At 71.2% G+C, this 16,535-nt stretch carries 16 protein-coding genes and 5 tRNA genes; 6 read left to right on the forward strand and 15 right to left on the reverse strand.

Features of this window, described 5'->3' with window-relative positions; genetic code table 11:
• Positions 1–174: 174 nt before the first annotated feature.
• Positions 175–903: a hypothetical protein gene (locus tag VMF70_11830; GenBank protein HTT68713.1), complete on the reverse strand. Its 729-nt coding sequence runs from the start codon at positions 901–903 to the stop codon at positions 175–177.
• A gap of 236 nt (positions 904–1,139) precedes the next feature.
• Here VMF70_11830 and VMF70_11835 point away from each other — a divergent pair, with 236 nt between their 5' ends.
• Positions 1,140–1,499: a hypothetical protein gene (locus tag VMF70_11835; GenBank protein ID HTT68714.1), complete on the forward strand. Its 360-nt coding sequence runs from the start codon at positions 1,140–1,142 to the stop codon at positions 1,497–1,499.
• A 61-nt stretch (positions 1,500–1,560) separates the two neighbouring features.
• Here the strand turns inward: VMF70_11835 and VMF70_11840 are convergent, their stop codons facing one another.
• The 14 genes from VMF70_11840 to VMF70_11905 form a co-directional block, all read right to left on the reverse strand.
• The gene (locus VMF70_11840) at positions 1,561–1,863 is read right to left on the reverse strand and encodes a hypothetical protein (protein HTT68715.1); all 303 of its coding nucleotides are present in this window, start codon (positions 1,861–1,863) and stop codon (positions 1,561–1,563) included.
• Positions 1,864–1,971: 108 nt separating this feature from the next.
• On the reverse strand, positions 1,972–2,358 hold the full coding sequence (locus VMF70_11845) for a hypothetical protein (GenBank protein HTT68716.1): 387 nt from the start codon (positions 2,356–2,358) through the stop codon (positions 1,972–1,974).
• Between the two features lie 78 nt (positions 2,359–2,436).
• Positions 2,437–3,096, reverse strand: coding sequence for a hypothetical protein (locus tag VMF70_11850; protein ID HTT68717.1), 660 nt, complete (start codon positions 3,094–3,096; stop codon positions 2,437–2,439).
• 139 nt (positions 3,097–3,235) lie between these two features.
• A complete protein-coding gene (locus VMF70_11855; GenBank protein ID HTT68718.1) occupies positions 3,236–3,502 on the reverse strand; it encodes a hypothetical protein in 267 nt (88 codons plus the stop codon).
• A complete protein-coding gene (atpD, locus tag VMF70_11860) occupies positions 3,502–4,923 on the reverse strand; it encodes a F0F1 ATP synthase subunit beta (protein ID HTT68719.1) in 1,422 nt (473 codons plus the stop codon). Before atpD ends, VMF70_11855 begins: the two co-directional genes overlap by 1 nt.
• Before the next feature lie 21 nt (positions 4,924–4,944).
• Positions 4,945–5,865, reverse strand: a complete 921-nt coding sequence (atpG, locus tag VMF70_11865; protein ID HTT68720.1) for an ATP synthase F1 subunit gamma — start codon at positions 5,863–5,865, stop codon at positions 4,945–4,947.
• A complete protein-coding gene (gene atpA, locus VMF70_11870) occupies positions 5,865–7,436 on the reverse strand; it encodes a F0F1 ATP synthase subunit alpha (GenBank protein HTT68721.1) in 1,572 nt (523 codons plus the stop codon). The genes atpG and atpA overlap by 1 nt, the downstream gene beginning before the upstream one ends.
• A gap of 179 nt (positions 7,437–7,615) precedes the next feature.
• On the reverse strand, positions 7,616–10,753 hold the full coding sequence (locus VMF70_11875; protein ID HTT68722.1) for a serine/threonine-protein kinase: 3,138 nt from the start codon (positions 10,751–10,753) through the stop codon (positions 7,616–7,618).
• A 73-nt stretch (positions 10,754–10,826) separates the two neighbouring features.
• Positions 10,827–11,621 carry a helix-turn-helix domain-containing protein gene (locus VMF70_11880; protein ID HTT68723.1) on the reverse strand — a complete coding sequence of 265 codons (795 nt, stop codon included), beginning with the start codon at positions 11,619–11,621 and terminating at the stop codon, positions 10,827–10,829.
• Between the two features lie 73 nt (positions 11,622–11,694).
• Positions 11,695–12,144, reverse strand: coding sequence for an NUDIX domain-containing protein (locus tag VMF70_11885; GenBank protein HTT68724.1), 450 nt, complete (start codon positions 12,142–12,144; stop codon positions 11,695–11,697).
• Positions 12,144–13,151 (reverse strand): MlaD family protein, encoded by a 1,008-nt coding sequence (locus tag VMF70_11890; GenBank protein HTT68725.1) that lies wholly within the window; start codon positions 13,149–13,151, stop codon positions 12,144–12,146. The genes VMF70_11885 and VMF70_11890 overlap by 1 nt, the downstream gene beginning before the upstream one ends.
• Positions 13,148–13,942 carry an ABC transporter ATP-binding protein gene (locus tag VMF70_11895; protein ID HTT68726.1) on the reverse strand — a complete coding sequence of 265 codons (795 nt, stop codon included), beginning with the start codon at positions 13,940–13,942 and terminating at the stop codon, positions 13,148–13,150. The genes VMF70_11890 and VMF70_11895 overlap by 4 nt, the downstream gene beginning before the upstream one ends.
• Complete coding sequence (locus VMF70_11900) at positions 13,939–14,715, reverse strand: ABC transporter permease (GenBank protein ID HTT68727.1); 777 nt, start codon at positions 14,713–14,715, stop codon at positions 13,939–13,941. Before VMF70_11900 ends, VMF70_11895 begins: the two co-directional genes overlap by 4 nt.
• A gap of 149 nt (positions 14,716–14,864) precedes the next feature.
• The gene (locus VMF70_11905) at positions 14,865–15,764 is read right to left on the reverse strand and encodes an RNA polymerase sigma factor RpoD/SigA (protein HTT68728.1); all 900 of its coding nucleotides are present in this window, start codon (positions 15,762–15,764) and stop codon (positions 14,865–14,867) included.
• 161 nt (positions 15,765–15,925) lie between these two features.
• Between VMF70_11905 and VMF70_11910 the strand changes: the two genes are divergently transcribed.
• The 5 genes from VMF70_11910 (at position 15,926) to VMF70_11930 (ending at position 16,469) form a co-directional block, all read left to right on the forward strand.
• Positions 15,926–15,998 (forward strand) — tRNA-Ala (locus tag VMF70_11910).
• Between the two features lie 3 nt (positions 15,999–16,001).
• Positions 16,002–16,074, forward strand: a tRNA-Gly gene (locus VMF70_11915).
• Between the two features lie 54 nt (positions 16,075–16,128).
• A tRNA-Val gene (locus tag VMF70_11920) sits at positions 16,129–16,202 on the forward strand.
• A 2-nt stretch (positions 16,203–16,204) separates the two neighbouring features.
• Positions 16,205–16,278 (forward strand) — tRNA-Arg (locus tag VMF70_11925).
• Positions 16,279–16,394: 116 nt separating this feature from the next.
• Positions 16,395–16,469, forward strand: a tRNA-Pro gene (locus tag VMF70_11930).
• Positions 16,470–16,535: the final 66 nt, after the last annotated feature.

A 16,535-nucleotide genomic window follows, 5' to 3' on the forward strand; every position in this document is an offset into this window, starting at 1 on the left:
CCGCCGCGGTCACCGGCTGGCTCCAGGACGAGACCGCCCGTGCCTCCGCTGCTCGGGCGGCACGGGCGGTCGTCGAACGCGGCCGGGGCGCGGCCGACCGGTCAGTGCAGCTGGTGATCGACCTGGTCGAGCGACGCTAACCCACGACCCACTACCTGCAACCTACAACCCGTCCTATCGCATCCCTCCGATGCCGATCGAGGCCCCGACGCCGAAGTTGTTCACCGTCGTGCCGTAGAGCTTGCCGCTGTCGAACGCGGCGCGCACCGAGATGATCCGGAAGATCGGCACGTCCAGGCCGACGGCCCAGCGGAACTCGGACTTCGAGCTCGGGCAGGTGGTGCCGCAGTTGATGAGCTTGGTGAAGTTCAAGCGCGGCGCCGCCCACAGGTTCGGGTTCACGATGACGAGCGGGAGCTTGATGCCGAGCGCCGCGCCCACCGGGATCGTGAGGACCTTGGAGTTGCCGCCGAGCTGAGTCTTGATCGAGTCCGCCAGGCCCGAGAACTGGTAGGCCTGGACGTCCATGCTGGCGCCGCCGAACAGCGAGAGCGCGAACGGCGACGCGCCGCCGCCGTAGACGCGCAGCTGCGCCAGTGCGCTGGCCGTGATCTTGGTCTGGGCGCCGACGGTGCCGCCCGTGCCGTTGCTGATGTTCTTGAAGTCGTTGCGCGTGGCGCCGACGTTCGCGCCCAGGCCAACCGGGCCCAGCGCGAACGTCACGCCGCCCTGGATGACGCTGTAGTCGCCGAGGCCGACCTTGGTGTCCGTCGGCAGTCCGAGGTCGGCGTGCACGCGGAATCCGGTCGCGTACCGGGGATTGGTGAACAACGGCATTCCCTGGATCTGGGCCTGCGCCCTGGACGCTGCGCCAGCGGCGAGCACGCCAAGCACGACCGCCATACCCGCACGGTGCATCCGAGACATCGCTATCCTCCCTGATTGGTGGTGCCCCGAGTACGGGCGCCGGGCCCAACCCCGGCCCTGGGGCATGGTCAAGATACCCCCCACCCCCGCGCCCGGGACAGTGACCGCGCTCACCCGGGGCCGAGTTGGGGACCTGGATCACGTTCCGGGCGCGACCTGGGTCGCCGGGGCCCCCATTGAGCCTGCGCCGCATCCGCGGATAGCTTGGTCGCATGGACCCTCATCCGCCGCTCCCGGCGAGCCGGCCGCGCCCCCTGCCGGTCACGATCGTCTGCCTCCTCGGCCTGCTCGCCTCGATCTTCACCGGCGTCCTGTTCAGCGTGGATGCGCTGTGGGCCGTCCCGCCCGGCGCCGGCCAGCGCGCCGCGGCCTTCGCCACCCTCGCGGTCACCGTGGCCGCGCTGTACGGCCTGTGGATCATGCGACGCTGGGGGGCGTACCTCGTCGTCCTCCTGTTCGTCGCGCGCGTGGCCTACGGCCTGGCGTCGCACCTCCCGTGGAACCTCCCCGCGTTCGCCGGGCCGACGCTGCTGCTCGTGGTCGCGATCGCCTACCTCAGACGGATGCGCTGAACCGGAAAACGACGGGGCCGGCGCAGTGGCCGGCCCCGTTCACGACAGCACGATCAGCGCGTCAGCCGACGCAGGTCACCGTCACCTGCATCGGGGTGAAGATGCTGAACGTGACGAACCCGACGAGCAGGTTGAGGAAGCTCGCCTGCGCGTCCACCGCCTGCACCGGCTTGCCACCGCACAGCTTGGCCGCGTCCACCTTGCCCGGGACCAACCCGGCGATGAACGTCGGGACCCACGCCTCGACGTGCGTCGTGCCGGGGGTGAGGTTGGTGGTCGTGATGGTGTGGTAGCACGCGGTGAGTGCCACGAATGCGCCCAGCATCAGCACTTTCTTCCCGACGTGCATCAGACGTCCTGCCATGATGGTGTCTCCTGTACGGGGGTTGCGGGCACGTGCGCGCTTCCGGGTCCCTGCCCTGGGGAAGCCCAACGATGGCGCCCGCCCGCCGGGCGCGTCAAGAGCGCGGCGCTAGGGCGAGTTCGGAACGACCACGCCCTGGAACCGGACGGTCATGGGGGTCACGATGCCGGCCGTCAGCGCGGTGATGAGGATGTCGGACCAGCGGCGCGTCACGCGCACCCGGAGATCCCGGACGGCGCGGCCGCCGGCCACCTGGCCCTCGAGCGCGCGCAGCAGGCTCGGCTCCTGGCTGGCGTACAGCCCCCAGAAGAGGTAGACGGCCTTGGTGCGGACGTCGAACGTGTCGCCGACCGCCGGTTGCGCCGCGGCCGACGCCAGGCTCGCGGGCACGCCGAGGCTGGTCGCGTCGAAGGTCATCGCGCAGCCGGCCGCGGTGAGCGACAGCGCCAGGACTGCGACCGGACTCAGCCAGTTGTGCTGCGATACGTTCGTCACGGGTGCCGGGGTCGAGGGGGAGAGCGGGACCCGAGGGGCGCGCCGGCCGGCGCGCCCCCGCGGGTATGGACGACTCGGCTACATGACGGGCACGTGGAAGTTGAAGTGGGCGCCGACGCCCCAGACCAGGCTGGTCTGGTCCGTGCCCTTGATCTTGCCCCAGTCCACGGCCGCGTGCACGCCGAGGCCGAGGAGCAGGTTGAAGTTGACGCCGGCGGACACGTGGAAGTTCGAGGCGTTGCCCCCACCCCCCGAAACGCTGGTGAAGTCCATGTGGGGCGCCACCCACGGCTTGAGCGGAAACAGCGGCGGGTTCAACGCCAGCGCGATGCCGACGGGGATCGTGGTGGCCGTCACGGTGCCGCCGATGGCCGGGATCTTCACCGAGCCGTAGCCCGCCTGCACGCCGACCGCGACCGGCAGCAGGCCGCCGCCGAAGAGCCGGTAGCCGAGGTCGGCGCCGAACGAGGTCTCCGCGCTGCCGAAGCCCGTGCCCTTCCACGCGCCCACCATGCCCGTGAGCGTCACCGGACCGGCGCCGAAGCTCCCGGCCACCCCGTACGCGGTGCCGCCACCGGCGTTGTTGTTCGGGAACCCGAGGTCGGCCGACACGCCGATGCCGGTGCCGCCCCGGGGATTGAAGTACACCGGGATGCCCGCCAGCTGCGCCCGGGCGGCCGTCGCACCCGCGACCAGGGGCAGCGCCGCCGCGATCATTGCCTTGCCGATGCGCCTCATGTGCGTCCCTCCGTGTCAGTGCCGGGCCACCGTGGCGCCGCGCGGCCTTAAGATAGCAGGAGGCCGGCCCGGAAAGCACGTGACCCGCCCGGGAATCCCGGACGGGCCACCGATCCGCTCGGCGCCTTCACGCTCGAGCTCAGCTCGCCACCCGCTCCACGACGATGCGCACCCGGTTGTCCGTCACCTGGGCGAAGCCGCCCGCGACGGTGAACTGCTCGGACTCGGCGCCGCGCCGCACGACCAGCCTCCCCGCGCCGAGCAGGGTCAGGAACGGCGCGTGCCGCGGGAGGATGCCGACCAGGCCGTCGTAGGCGGGCGCGACGACCGCGGTGGCCTCGCCGTCGAACAGCTGCCGTTCGGGGGACACCACGGTGACCCGCATCGGCCGCTCCGCTCCGGTCATCAGGCCGCCTCGAGCTTCTTGGCGCGCTCGACGACGTCGTCGATCCCGGCCACCATGTAGAACGCCTGCTCCGGCAGCTCGTCGAACTCGCCCGCGACCACGCGCTCGAACGACTCGATGGTCTCCTCGAGCTTCACGTAGCGGCCCGGCAGGCCGGTGAAGACCTCCGCCACGTGGAACGGCTGCGACAGGAAGCGCTGCACCCGGCGGGCGCGCGCCACGATCTGCTTGTCGTCCTCCGACAGCTCGTCCATGCCGAGGATCGCGATGATGTCCTGGAGGTCCTTGTAGCGCTGGAGAATCTGCTGGACCTGGGTCGCGACCTTGTAGTGGCGGTCGCCGAGGTACTGGGCGTCGAGGATGCGGCTGGCCGAGTCCAGCGGGTCCACCGCGGGGTAGATGCCCAGCTCGAAGATCTGCCGCGACAGCACCACCGTGGCGTCGAGGTGCGCGAACGCCGTGGCCGGCGCGGGGTCGGTGAGATCGTCGGCGGGGACGAAGATCGCCTGCACCGAGGTGATCGAGCCGCGCTTGGTCGAGGTGATGCGCTCCTGGAGGTCGCCCATCTCGGTGCCGAGCGTGGGCTGGTAGCCCACCGCGCTCGGCATGCGCCCCAGCAGGGCGGAGACCTCGGAGCCGGCCTGGGTGAACCGGAAGATGTTGTCGATGAAGACCAGCACGTCCTGGCCCTCGACGTCACGGAAGTACTCCGCGACCGTGAGCCCGGAGAGGCCCACCCGCAGGCGCGCGCCCGGCGGCTCGTTCATCTGGCCGTAGATGAGGGCGGTGGACGGCAGCACCCCGGACTCCTTCATCTCCAGGTACAGGTCGTTCCCCTCGCGGGTCCGCTCGCCGACCCCGCAGAACACCGACCGGCCGCCGTGTCCCATCGCGACATTGTGGATCAGCTCCTGGATGATCACGGTCTTGCCCACGCCCGCGCCGCCGAACAGCCCGATCTTGCCGCCCTTGGCGAACGGGGAGATCAGGTCGATGACCTTGATCCCGGTCTCGAAGACCTCCGTCTTGGGTTGCAGCTCGGTGAACTTCGGCGGCTCGCGGTGGATCGACCAGCGCTCCGCGTCGGATGGGATCGGTTCTCCGCCGTCCACCGGCTCGCCGAGCACGTTGAGGATCCGGCCGAGGGCGTGCTTGCCGACCGGGACCGAGATGGGACCGCCCAGGTCCAGGGCCGGCATGCCGCGCACCAGCCCGTCGGTCGACGACATCGCCACCGCGCGCACCTGGTTGCGGCCGATGTGCTGCTGCACCTCGGCCACCAGGCGCACCCGCTCACCCGCCGGGCCCGCCTCGTCCACCCGGAGCGCGGTGTACAGCTCGGGCAGGCGCTCGGGGGGGAACTCGACGTCGATGACGGGTCCGATGACCTGGACGACTTTGCCGATGTTCGACTCTGCCATGGGCTCCTCGTAGAGCGTTGACTATCCCTTCAGCGCCTCTGCACCGCCGACGATCTCCGCGAGCTCTTGGGTGATCTGACCTTGCCTGGCTCGGTTGAACGTCCGCCGCAGGATGTCCAGGATCTCCCCGGCGTTGTCGGTCGCGTTCTTCATCGCCGTGCGGCGCGCGCCGTGCTCCGAGGCCGCCGTCTCCACCAGGGCGCGGTAGACGAGGTTGCGGACGTAGAGCGGCAGCAGCGCCGCGAGCAGCTCCTCGGGGCCCGGCCGCAGGATGAAGTTGGGCGTCCGGCCTTCGGGGCGGGGAGGAGCGGTCTTGCCACTTGCCGTCCGCGCAACTGCCCGTCTGGCTTCAATGGGCAGCACCCGCTCGACGACCGGTGGCGTCGCCAGCGCCGACTTGAAGCGCGCGTACACCACGTCGAGCGACGCCAGCCCTCCGGCCTCGAACTGCGTGATGAGGGGCCCCGCCAGCTCGACCGCGTGGGCGGCCGTGGGCCGGTCGCCGATGTCGAGGCGTGCCAGCGCCAGCGGGCGCCGCACGAACTTGAAGTAGGCGATCGCCTTCTTCCCCACGACCAGCAGGTCCACGGTGTACCCGGCCGCTTCCAGCGCCGCCACCCGCTCGCGCGCCGCCCGGATCAGGTTCGCGTTGAAGGCGCCGGCGAGGCCGCGGTTCGACGTGATGAGCAGGACCGCCGCGCGGCGCGGCCCGCCCCGGGCCGGCGGAGTCGGCTGCCGGAGGAGCGGGAAGCGCTCCGCGAGCTCCGGGCTGAGCAGGTCGCCGATGGTTTCCGCCAGGGCCTGCGCGTAAGGCCGCGCGCCCACCACGCGGTCCTGGGCGCGCTTCAGCTTGGACGTGGACACCATCTCCATCGTCCGCGTGACCTGGCGCGTGCTCTCGATCGAGCGGATGCGGCGCCGGAGCGCCCGCGTCTTGGCCATTACTTCTTGAGCGCCTTGAAGGCCTCGATCGCCTTGCGGAGCCGGCCGGTCAAGTCGTCCGACAGCACCTTCTTGTCCCGGATCTCGGCGGCGAGGTCGGCGTGGCTCGCGGCCATGTACTGGTGGAACGCCGTCTCCCACGCCTTGATGGCCGGCACCTCGACGTCGTCGAGGTAGCCGTTGGTGGCCGCGAAGATGATCTCCACCTGCTCGGCGACGTCCATCGTGGCGTACTGGGGCTGCTTGAGGACTTCGACCAGGCGCTGGCCGCGCGCCAGCTGGCGCAGGGTCGCCTGGTCGAGGTCGGAGCCGAACTGGGAGAACGCCTCCAACTCGCGGTACTGTGCCAGATCGAGCCGCAGGCGGCCGGCCACCTGCTTCATCGCCTTGATCTGCGCGTTGCCGCCCACGCGGCTCACCGAGATGCCGACGTTGATCGCCGGGCGCACGTTGGAGTAGAACAGGTCGGTCTCGAGGAAGATCTGCCCGTCGGTGATCGAGATGACGTTGGTCGGGATGTAGGCCGAGACGTCGCCGGCCAGCGTCTCGATGATCGGCAGCGCGGTCAGGGAGCCGCCCGGCTTCGTGATGCGCGGGTCGTACTTGATGAGGGCGGGATCCTCCGCGATCTTGGCCGCGCGCTCCAGCAGCCGCGAATGCAGGTAGAACACGTCGCCCGGGTACGCCTCCCGCCCCGGCGGGCGTCGCAGCACCAGCGAGATCTGCCGGTACGCGGCCGCGTGCTTCGACAGATCGTCGTAGACGCACAGCGTGTGGCGGCCCTGCGTGTACATGAAGTGCTCCGCCATCGCGCACCCGGCGTACGGGGCGATGAACTGCAGCGGCGCCGGGTCCGAGGCTGCCGCCACCACCACGATGGTGTAGTCCATCGCGCCGCGCTGGCGGAGCCGCTCGACCACCGAGGCCACCGTGGAATTCTTCTGGCCGATGGCCACGTACACGCAGACGACGTCGCCGCCCTTCTGGTTGATGATGGTGTCGATGGCGATCGCCGTCTTGCCCGTGCCGCGGTCGCCGATGATCAGCTCCCGCTGGCCGCGGCCGATGGGGATCATCGAGTCCACGGCCTTGATCCCGGTCTGCAGCGGCTCCTTTACCGGCTGCCGCACCACGATGCCCGGCGCCACCATCTCCACGTGGCGGGCGCCCTGCGCGGCGATCGGCCCCCGCCCGTCGAGCGGCCGGCCCAGGGGGTCCACCACCCGTCCGATCATGCCGTCCCCGACCGGCACCTCGAAGACCCGCCCCGTGCGGCGGACCTCGTCGCCCTCCCGGAGATTCAGGTAGTTCCCCAGGATCACGGCGCCGATGTTGTCTTCCTCCAGGTTCAGGGCGAGGCCGCTGATGCCCTCGTCGGTTGCCGACGCCCGGAACTCGAGCATCTCGCCGGACATGGCCGCGGTGAGCCCGTATACGCGGGCCACGCCGTCCTTGACCTCGAGCACCGTGCCGACCTCCTCGAGGTCGGCCGCCGCCAGATCGGCGGCCTCGATCTCGCGGAGGAGGACGTCCTTCAGTTCACCCGGGCGCAGCACCGTTTCGTTGGCCATGGAGACGCTGTGTGAAAGGTGGATTCGGCTCGAACGCAGTCGTGAAAAATACCCGGGACGCGGCGGCTGCGGCAACCGACGGGTCCGCCCGGTAGTGGTCCGACGACTACCGTCCGCCCGACAGCGGGCCGGGCCCGCGTCGGCACGGACACCGTGGCCACGACCGCCCGGTCGGGCTGCTAGTGCGCTCCGCCGAGGCGAGCAAGGCGCTGGCGCACGTCGCGGACGACCGGCTGCAGCTCCGGGTCGGCGTTCTTCCAGAGGTCCACGAAGCGTCCGTAGTAGTCCAGCGCCTTCGCGCGGTCACCCTTGGCCTCGTACAGCTCGCCGAGCCGCTTGTACGTCGGCGCCAGCTGGTACGAATCGTCGAAGATCCGGTACGGTGCCGAGCGCGTGACCACCGTCTCGTAGGCGGCCAGCGCGGAGTCCGTCTGACCCGTCTTCTCGTACATCCTGCCCAGGTCCAGCAGCGCACAGACGGGGCACCCGCTTTCCTGCCTGAGCAGTGAGGCCTGCGCGACGGCCTCGGCGTAGTGGCCCTGTGCCGCGGCAATCTCGGCAGCGGCCCCGCGCCGAGCGAAGCTGCCGCGGCGAATGCCCTCGGGAATGACGCGTTCGAACTCGGCCATGAGCCGTTGGGCCTCGCCCACTCGGCCGGCGCGCGCGTACAAGGCCGCGAGATCGGAATACGGCCGGCTTTCGGGCGGGATGCCGGCGAGCGGATGCCGGGCGAGGGCCGCGCTGACCTTCTGCACGGCGTCGTCGGGCCGGTTGCGATAGTGCAGGTCCAACCATCCCGTGGCGAGGGCCGCCTCGATGTAGTCGGCCGGCAGGTTGCGGGTCTCGGCATCCGACTGCACGTCGTGCAGGTACTGCGCCGAGCGCCCCAGCTGTCCGCGCACCTCGGAAAGCGCAGCGAGGGCCCAATTCGCGTTCTCGTGCCACGATGACCCGGTCCGCTGGCTCTGCAGCAACTGCCGCCATGTCTGCTCGGCGGCGGCGTAGTCGTGCTGGGCGGCAGCCAGGCTGGCGCGCTGGTTTACGACTCCCGGGTCGGCCGGCCACGCCTTGGCGTAGCGCTCGGTCGTCGCGGCGGCGTCCGCGAAATGACCCTGCGGCATCTCGCTCTCGTAGGCGGACTGGTAGAAAGTGCCGGCGTAGCCCAGGCGGATCCCGCGCTGGACCAGGCTCTCCGCGGCGGCGTACTGTCCCTGGAAGTTCAACAGGTTCGCCAGGTTGTTCAGCGCAACTTCGCTGTTCGGATCCGCGTCGAGCACCGAGCGATAGGCGGCCGACATCCGCGCCGGGTCCCATTCGACGATCTCGTAATAGCGGGCCGACGTGAGGTCGCGCTCCACCTCGGTGAGACGGTCGCCGTGACGGAAAGCCTGGGTGGCGGCGGCGACGATCTGGTCGTAGGCGCCGCCGGTGTTGCTGAGGATCACGGAGAGCTTGCGGTACGCCATCGCGAAGCCCGTGTCGAGGGCCGTCGCCTCCCGCAGGACGGGGATCGCCCCTTCCTGGTCTCCCTGGTTGAAGAGGCGAACGGCCTCCGAGTACTTGCGCAGCGCCTCGAGCGAGCCGGTGGTCACCTGTGCGAGCGGGGGCGTGGCCCGGATGCTCCGGAACGACTCGCCGATGCGCTCCCTCAGCGAGCTGGAGAGCTTGTCGAGGGCGTCGATCAGATGCGAACCGTCGGAGGCCGTGGCGCGGACCGCGGTGAGCACCCGGCCGTCGGCTGCCGAGACGATGCTGGTCGAGAGAACGTAGCCGCGGTCCACCGGATCGATCTGCCCCGCGACCACGGCCGTCACGCCCTCGCGCTCGGCGACCTCGCGGGCCAGATCCGGCGTCAGCCGCGCGCGCGGATCGCGCTGCATCCGCGTCAGCGCCGCGCCGACCACGTTGGCGTCCACCAGCTGCACGGTCGGCGACTGGGCGAGGTCCACCCGGAACGCCTCGGTGAGCGTGGGCCCGAGCGTGGTGTCGGCCGCGCGGTTCACGAACTCGGCGAGGATGACCTTCTGCCGCTCCTTGAGCGTGCCCGCGGCGACGAGCGTCCCGACCGGCCCGATGCCGAGCGCGCGCATCGTCATGTACACCGCGGTGCCCGCCCCGAGCGCCGCGAAGGCCAGCGCGCCACCCACGATGGCCCTGCGCCAGGTGAACAGCCCGCGGAAGCCTCCCGACGGAACGGCCGTGACCACGCCGGTCCTGCGGGCCACCGCGCGCCTCCGCTCGGATGCGCCCGTCACGAGCATGATCGGGAGCCCGGCCACGAGCAGCACCCCGGCGCCCGGAAGCACCCATCCGGGCAGTCCGGCCTTCACCATCACCACGTAGACCAGCCCGAAAACCACCGCGGCGACGGCCACGAAGATCGTGGCCACGCGGGCCGGGTGCGCGCGCCGGATCGCCGCCTCCGTCCCCGAGGAGATCGTGCGCACCGCGCCGGTGGGTGCCATCCCTCCCGACGGCGTCGCCATCGCCTGGAGCTCGGCCAGCAGCTCTTCGGCCCGCTGCGGACGGTCGGCCGCCTTCTTCTCCAGACACCGCATGATCAGCGCATTGAGCGCTCCCGGCACGGTGGGCCGGTGGGCCACGACCGGATCCGGCACCTGTGTGACGTGGGCGGCGAGCACCGCCTGCGGGGTCATCCCGGCGAACGGCGGCCGGCCGCACAGCATCTCGTACGCGAGCGCACCCACGGCGTAGAGGTCGGCGCGGTGATCCACGTGCGGGTCGGCGGCGGCCTGCTCGGGCGCCATGTAGGCCGGCGTACCCAGCGCGACCCCGAGCGAGGTCAGCGTGGACGAGCCGCTCGAGGCGCTCACCGCCTTGGCCACGCCGAAGTCGGTCACCACGGCGTGGTGGCCGGAGATCAGGACGTTGTCCGGCTTGATGTCGCGGTGCACCACTCCGTGCGCGTGGGCATAGCCGAGCGCGTCCACCACGTCGAGCAGGATGCGGATCGCCTCGCCGACCGGCAGCTCGCCCTCGCGCGTCAGCTTGGCGCGGAGGCTCTCGCCCTCGACGAACGGCATGGTGTAGTAGAGGAGGTCGCCCGCCTGGCCGGTGGTGATCAGCGGAACGATGTGCGGATGCTGCAGCGAGGCGGACAGCCGGATCTCGCGGTTGAACCGATCGCTGTTGACCCCGGCGGCCATCTCCGGAGGCAGGACCTTGATCACGACCTTGCGGCCGAGACTGGTCTCGATCGCCAGGAAAACGCGGCTCATGCCACCGCCGCCGAGCTCCTGCTCGATCCGGTAGGTACTGCCTAGAGTGGCCTGGAGGCCGTCGCGAAGCTCTGCCATGCGGCTCGGAAGATAGGAGCGCGTCGAAGGCCGCGCGAGCGCCGGCCCGGCCGCGCGGCGGGCCACCGCGCCGTCAGCGCGCCGCGCCCCAGCTGCGGCTGCGCGTCCGACCGCGGAGGAACGAGCCCAGCACTCCGGCCGGCCCGAGCGCGGAGAGGCCCCGCGCCGTGACGCCGGCCACGCGGCGGGCCGCGCCGGAGAGGTGGCTCGCCGACGCGAAGCCGAGGATGCGCGCCACGGCCCGGACCGAATAGCCGGGGTTGGCCAGCAGGTCGGCGGCCGTGGCGGCCCGCGCGAGGTCGATGACCCGCTTGAGGTTCGGGGCCCCGCCAGCGCCGAACTGGCGCGACAGGTGCTCCCGCGACACGCCCAGCTCGGCGGCGATGTCCGAGGTGCGGAGCCGCCCGCCGACGCGCCGCATCACGGCGCGCCACGCCTGCTCCTGCAGCGGGTCGAGCAGCCGCAGCAGCCGCGGCGCACCGGCCAGGAGCACGAGACGGGTCGCGCTCGCGGTGCGCGGGAGGATCAGGTCCGGCAGGACGGCGTCCTCCACGCCCTCGAAGATCGGGTGGGCACCCGCGCTCCGGATGCAGGAGGCCAGCAGCTCCGCCTCGTCCGGCCGGAAGGCCGAGTACGCGAAGCGCGGGATGCCGGGGTAGGCCGCCCGGCAGGCGCCGAGGACCGCGAGTGCGCCCGGCACCCGCGCGTCGACCACGACCGCGTCTGCGAGCGTCCCGGCGAGCAGGCGCTCGACCGCCGACGCCGACCGGCACGACGCCACCCGGGCGCGGCCGCGCGGCATCGCGCGGCGGAACGCCGCGCGGGCCGCCGGGCTCCGGAGCAACGTCACGATCGCGGGCTGGGTCACGGCGCGTCGATGGCGATCAGCCGCTGTCCGGCCAGACTCAGCACCTCCCGTGCGGTGGTCACGAGGGTCGGGCTCACCTGGCGAAGCGGGCGGCAAGGAGCTGGCCGGCCAGGCTCAGCACCTCCCGTGCGTTGGCGTACGAAACCGCCTTGAGCGCGTCGTCGAACGGCAGCCAGCGGCAGGCGGTGATCCCCTCGTCCCGCTGCGGACAGGCCTCGCCCGAGGCGCTCTCCATCAGGTAGAACACGCAGGTCTTGTGGATGAGGCGGCGCCGGAACCGGAAAAACCAGTCGATCTCCTGGATCGGCCCGTGGAGCACCAGGTCGGTGAGCCCGGTCTCCTCGCCCACCTCGCGGAGCGCGGCCTCGGCGGCCGCCTCGCCCGCCTCGAGGTGGCCCTTGGGCAGCCCCCAGTTGCGGTACGAGTCGCGGATCAGGAGGAACGCCGGATGATCCCCGTTGCGGCGGCGGAACACGACGCCCCCGGCCGAGGTCTCCTCGATCGGCGTCGGACGCTCACCCACTAGAACACCGAGAACGAGAAGTAGCGGCGCGGATTCCTCTGGATGTCCTGCAGCAGCTCCCGCAGCGTGTGCACGGCCTCGACGGTCTCGCTGTAGAGCGTCGTGTCGCGGCTGAGGCGGCCCAGGGTGCCCTGCCCGGCCTGGATCCGCTCCAGCATCGAATCGGTCCGGGCCACGATGCGCTCGAACGCCTGCTGCTGACCAGCGGCCGCGCGCGACAGCGAGCGGAGGTTGGCGGCCACGTCCGTCAGGCTCGCGGTGACCGTATCGGTGTGGCCGAGGATGCGTTGCAGCTGGTCCCGGGAAGTCGCCGAATCGACCCGCGAGGCGGTGCGCGCGATGGACCGCGCCGTCTGGGCGAGCAGGGTGGTGCCGGTGTCGAGGCTGCCGCCGATCCGGGTGAGCGTGGACTCCTGGCCCGTGGCGATGGTCCGCAGCACGCTGGTGAGGCGCGACAAGTCGATGAAGGCGCTCTTGAGGCGCGCGGCGCTTGCCGAGTCGAAGGCGGCGTTGACGCGCGTCGCGATGAGGGCGATGTCGCCGGCGATGCGGCCGGCCTGCGCGGTGAGCTGTCCCACGTCGGGCAGGGCCGCGCCCGGCATCGCGTTGCCGCGGGCCGGCGTCGCTTCCACGATCGCCTTCCGGATCTCGGGGTCGTCGGGGAGGTTGTCGCGCGAGATGATCTGCACGCCCCAGTCGCCGAACAGGGTGGTGGTGGCGAACAGGGCCACCGGGTGCTCGGGCAGCTCCGTCGAGCCCCGCAGCCGCAGCGACACGGTGACCCAGTCGCTGCGCGACAGGGCGATCGCGTCCACGCGCCCGATGCGCACGCCCCGCAACAGCACCGGATCGCCGGGCAGCAGGCCGCCGATGCTGCGCACACGCACGTCGCGGGTGAAGTCGTTCCCGCCGAACCGCGCCTGGCTGAGCCACAGGGTGCCCGCCACCACCAGCGCGATGGCGATCAGCACCGACGCCCCCACCAGGGCTTCGCTGGTGCGCCTCATCCCTCTCCCTCCTGGGCGAAGGCGCCGGACGCGCCGCTCAGGCTCGCGCGCTCGGCCGCCCGCCCGTCGGGCCGGCCCTCGACGAACTGCCGCACCACCGGATCGGCGGTCGCCCGGATCTCGTCCACCGTGCCCACCTGCCGGATGCGACCCTGGTAGAGCATAGCGATCCGGTCGCCGACCGTGTAGGCGGTCCGCATGTCGTGCGTGATCACGATGCTGGTGACGCCGAGCGCCTCCCGCGTCCGCACGATGAGCTGGTCGATCACCGCCGACGTCACGGGATCCAGCCCCGTGGTCGGCTCGTCATAGAGAAGGTACTTGGGCCGCAAGGCGATGGCGCGCGCCAGGCCCACCCGCTTGCGCATGCCGCCCGACAGCTCGGCCGGCATGTGACCCTCGGTGCCGGCGAGGTCCACCAGCTGCAGCGACTCGGCCACCCGGGTCGCGATCTCGGCGGCGCTCATCGACCGCCGGCGCTGCAGGCCGAGGGCGACGTTTTCGAAGATGGTCAGCGAGTCGAACAGCGCCGCGAACTGGAACACGAAGCCGATGTTGGCCCGGAGCTCCGTCAGCTCCCGCCGCCGCAGCGCGGAGACCACCTGGCCGTCCACCGCGACCTCGCCGGCGTCCGGCTCCAGGAGCCCCACCACGTGCTTGACCGCCACGCTCTTGCCCGTGCCGGAGTAGCCGATGATGACCATCGTCTCGCCGTCGCGCACCGTCAGCGAGAACCCCTCGAGCACGCGGTTCGCGCCGAACGCCTTGTGGAGATCGCGGAACTCGATCACGCCACCTGCGTCCGGAGCAGGGTCACCGCCCAGTACGCGTCGAGCACCAGGATCATCTCGGCGCTGTAGACCACCGTCCGAGTGGTGGCGCGGCCCACGCCCTCGGCGCCGCCGCGGGTGGTGAACCCGAGGAAGCAGCCGATCAGGGTGATCACGAGGCCGAAGGACGCCGACTTGATCAGCCCGAACTGGATGTCGAAGGGCACGAAGAACAGCCGCAGACCGCGCACGAACTCGGCGGTGGTGACGGGCAGGAGCGTGGTCGCGGCGACCCAGCCGGTGAACACGCCCATGGCCATCGCGAACGCCACCACCACGGGGAACATGAGCGTGCCCGCCAGCACCCGCGGGACCACCAGGTAGGCGTACGGGTTGTAGGCCAGGGTCTCCAGCGCGTCCACCTGCTCGGTGACGCGCATCGTGCCGAGCTCGGCGGCGATGTTGGCGCCCACCCGGCCCGCCAGGGCGAGCCCGGTCAGGACCGGCCCCAGCTCGAGGATCATCGTCTTGCCGACCAGCGTGCCGACCAGGTACGGCGGCACGTAGTTCGTCATGGCGTAGGACGCCAGCAGGGCGAGGACGATGCCGGTGAACGCGGCGATGAACAGGGTGATGGGCAGCGACTCCACGCCCAGCCGCCGCATCTGCTGGAAGGCCAGCGGGCCCCAGGTGCGGACCTCGGCCAGCGCGCGAACGGTGTCGCCGAGGAACCGGCCCAGCCGGCCGAACGCCGCGACGGCCGCGAGCACGTGGCGGCCCAGGGAGGCGAACACCAGGGCAAGATAGGGCGGACGGGAGCGGGGGACAAGAATGTGATGGCGCGAACGAGCCGGCGCGCACGCGCGCACCCGGCCAAACGAAGCGGCCGGGAGGAAGGGCTCCCCCCGGCCGCCACTGTGGGCCTACGCCGCGGGCGGCCCGGTCAGGCCGCGAAGCTGGCCAGCGCCTTCCCCACGGTCCCCTCGCGCAGCCGCTTCAGGGCGCGGTCCCGGAGCTGGCGGATGCGCTCGCGCGTCACGCCGAGCATGCCGCCGATCTCCTCCAGGGTGTGCTCGCGCCCGCCGTCGAGGCCGAAGTAGAGCCGCAGCACCTTCGCGTCGCGCGGCGGCAGCGTGGCCAGCGCGCTCTCGATCTCCTGGGCGAGGAACCGGTCCATGGCGCGGTCCTCGGTCGTCGGCCCCTCGTCCGAGACGAACCGCTCGATCAGCGAGCGGTCGCCGTCGGGGTCCAGGGGCGCGTCGAGCCGCACCTCGCCGCTGTTCAGGGCGGCCAGCGACTGCACCACCTCCAGCGACAGCCCCGTGGCGGCGGCGACCTCCTCCGGGGTCGGCTCGCGGCGCATCGACTGGCGCAGCGCCTCGGCCGTACGGACGATCTTCGACAGGTCCGCCGTGCGGTTCAGGGGCACCCGCACCGTGCGGCCCTGGCGCGCCAGCGAGGCCAGGATCGCCTGCCGGATCCACCACACCGCGTACGAGATGAACTTCACGCCCTGATCGGGGTCGAACTTGCGGGCGGCGGTCATCAGGCCAACGTTGCCCTCGCCGATCAGGTCGGTGAGCGGGAGGCCGCGGTTCTGGTATTTCTTCGCCACCGAGATGACGAAGCGCAGGTTGCGGCGCACCAGCTCCTGCATCGAGTCGTGGTCGCCGGCCCGGACCTTCTTCGCCAGCTCGATCTCCTCGTGCGGCTTCAGGAGGGGCGTGACGGACACCTCGTACAGGTACTGGTCGAGGATGTCCCGGTCGGCCTCCCCGGGCCCCAGGGGCAGGAGCGGCTTGGACGGGCGGCGGCGCTTGCGAGCGGCAGGCTGATCGGCCATCTCATTCCTTATATAGCGCGGCGCCCTGGTGCGGCGCCGTGGCGTCTTGTGGTTCATGCGGCCTTGTACCCACCACCCGGGTCGAAGTTCTCGTTGACCGGGACGGGGCACCAAAATAGCTTTCGGGGCTCCGAACGGAAGACCCTGGCCGTTCGGGGGCGGGGGGCGTAGCTCAGTTGGGAGAGCGCGTGAATGGCATTCACGAGGTCAGGGGTTCGATCCCCCTCGCCTCCACCTGCGGGAATAGCTCAGTTGGTAGAGCACAACCTTGCCAAGGTTGGGGTCGCGGGTTCGAGTCCCGTTTCCCGCTCCTACGGACCTGCCGGCCGGGCGTTTCACGTTCGGACGCCGGCCGCCGAACGACGGGCGGTTAGCTCAGTTGGTTAGAGCGCTACGTTGACATCGTAGAGGTCACAAGTTCGAATCTTGTACCGCCCATCGCGCCCATAGCTCAACTGGATAGAGCGCCTGACTACGGATCAGGAGGTTGGGGGTTCAACTCCTCCTGGGCGCACTGAGAAGCTGGTTCCGAGTTGCGAGACGCCGGGTTGCGAGGACCGCGCAGTGCGGCTTCCTTCGGCGGGGGGGGCGGCCTCGGAACTCGGCGTCTCACAACTCGCAGTTGTTGTTCGGGGCGTGGCGCAGACCGGTTAGCGCGCCTGGTTCGGGACCAGGAGGTCGGAGGTTCAAATCCTCTCGCCCCGACTGTTGCGCCAGTAGCTCAGCTGGATAGAGCGTCAGCCTCCGGAGCTGAAGGCCACAGGTTCGACT

This window comes from Gemmatimonadales bacterium (genome assembly GCA_035502185.1).
Classification (GTDB): Bacteria; Gemmatimonadota; Gemmatimonadetes; order Gemmatimonadales; family JACORV01; genus Fen-1245.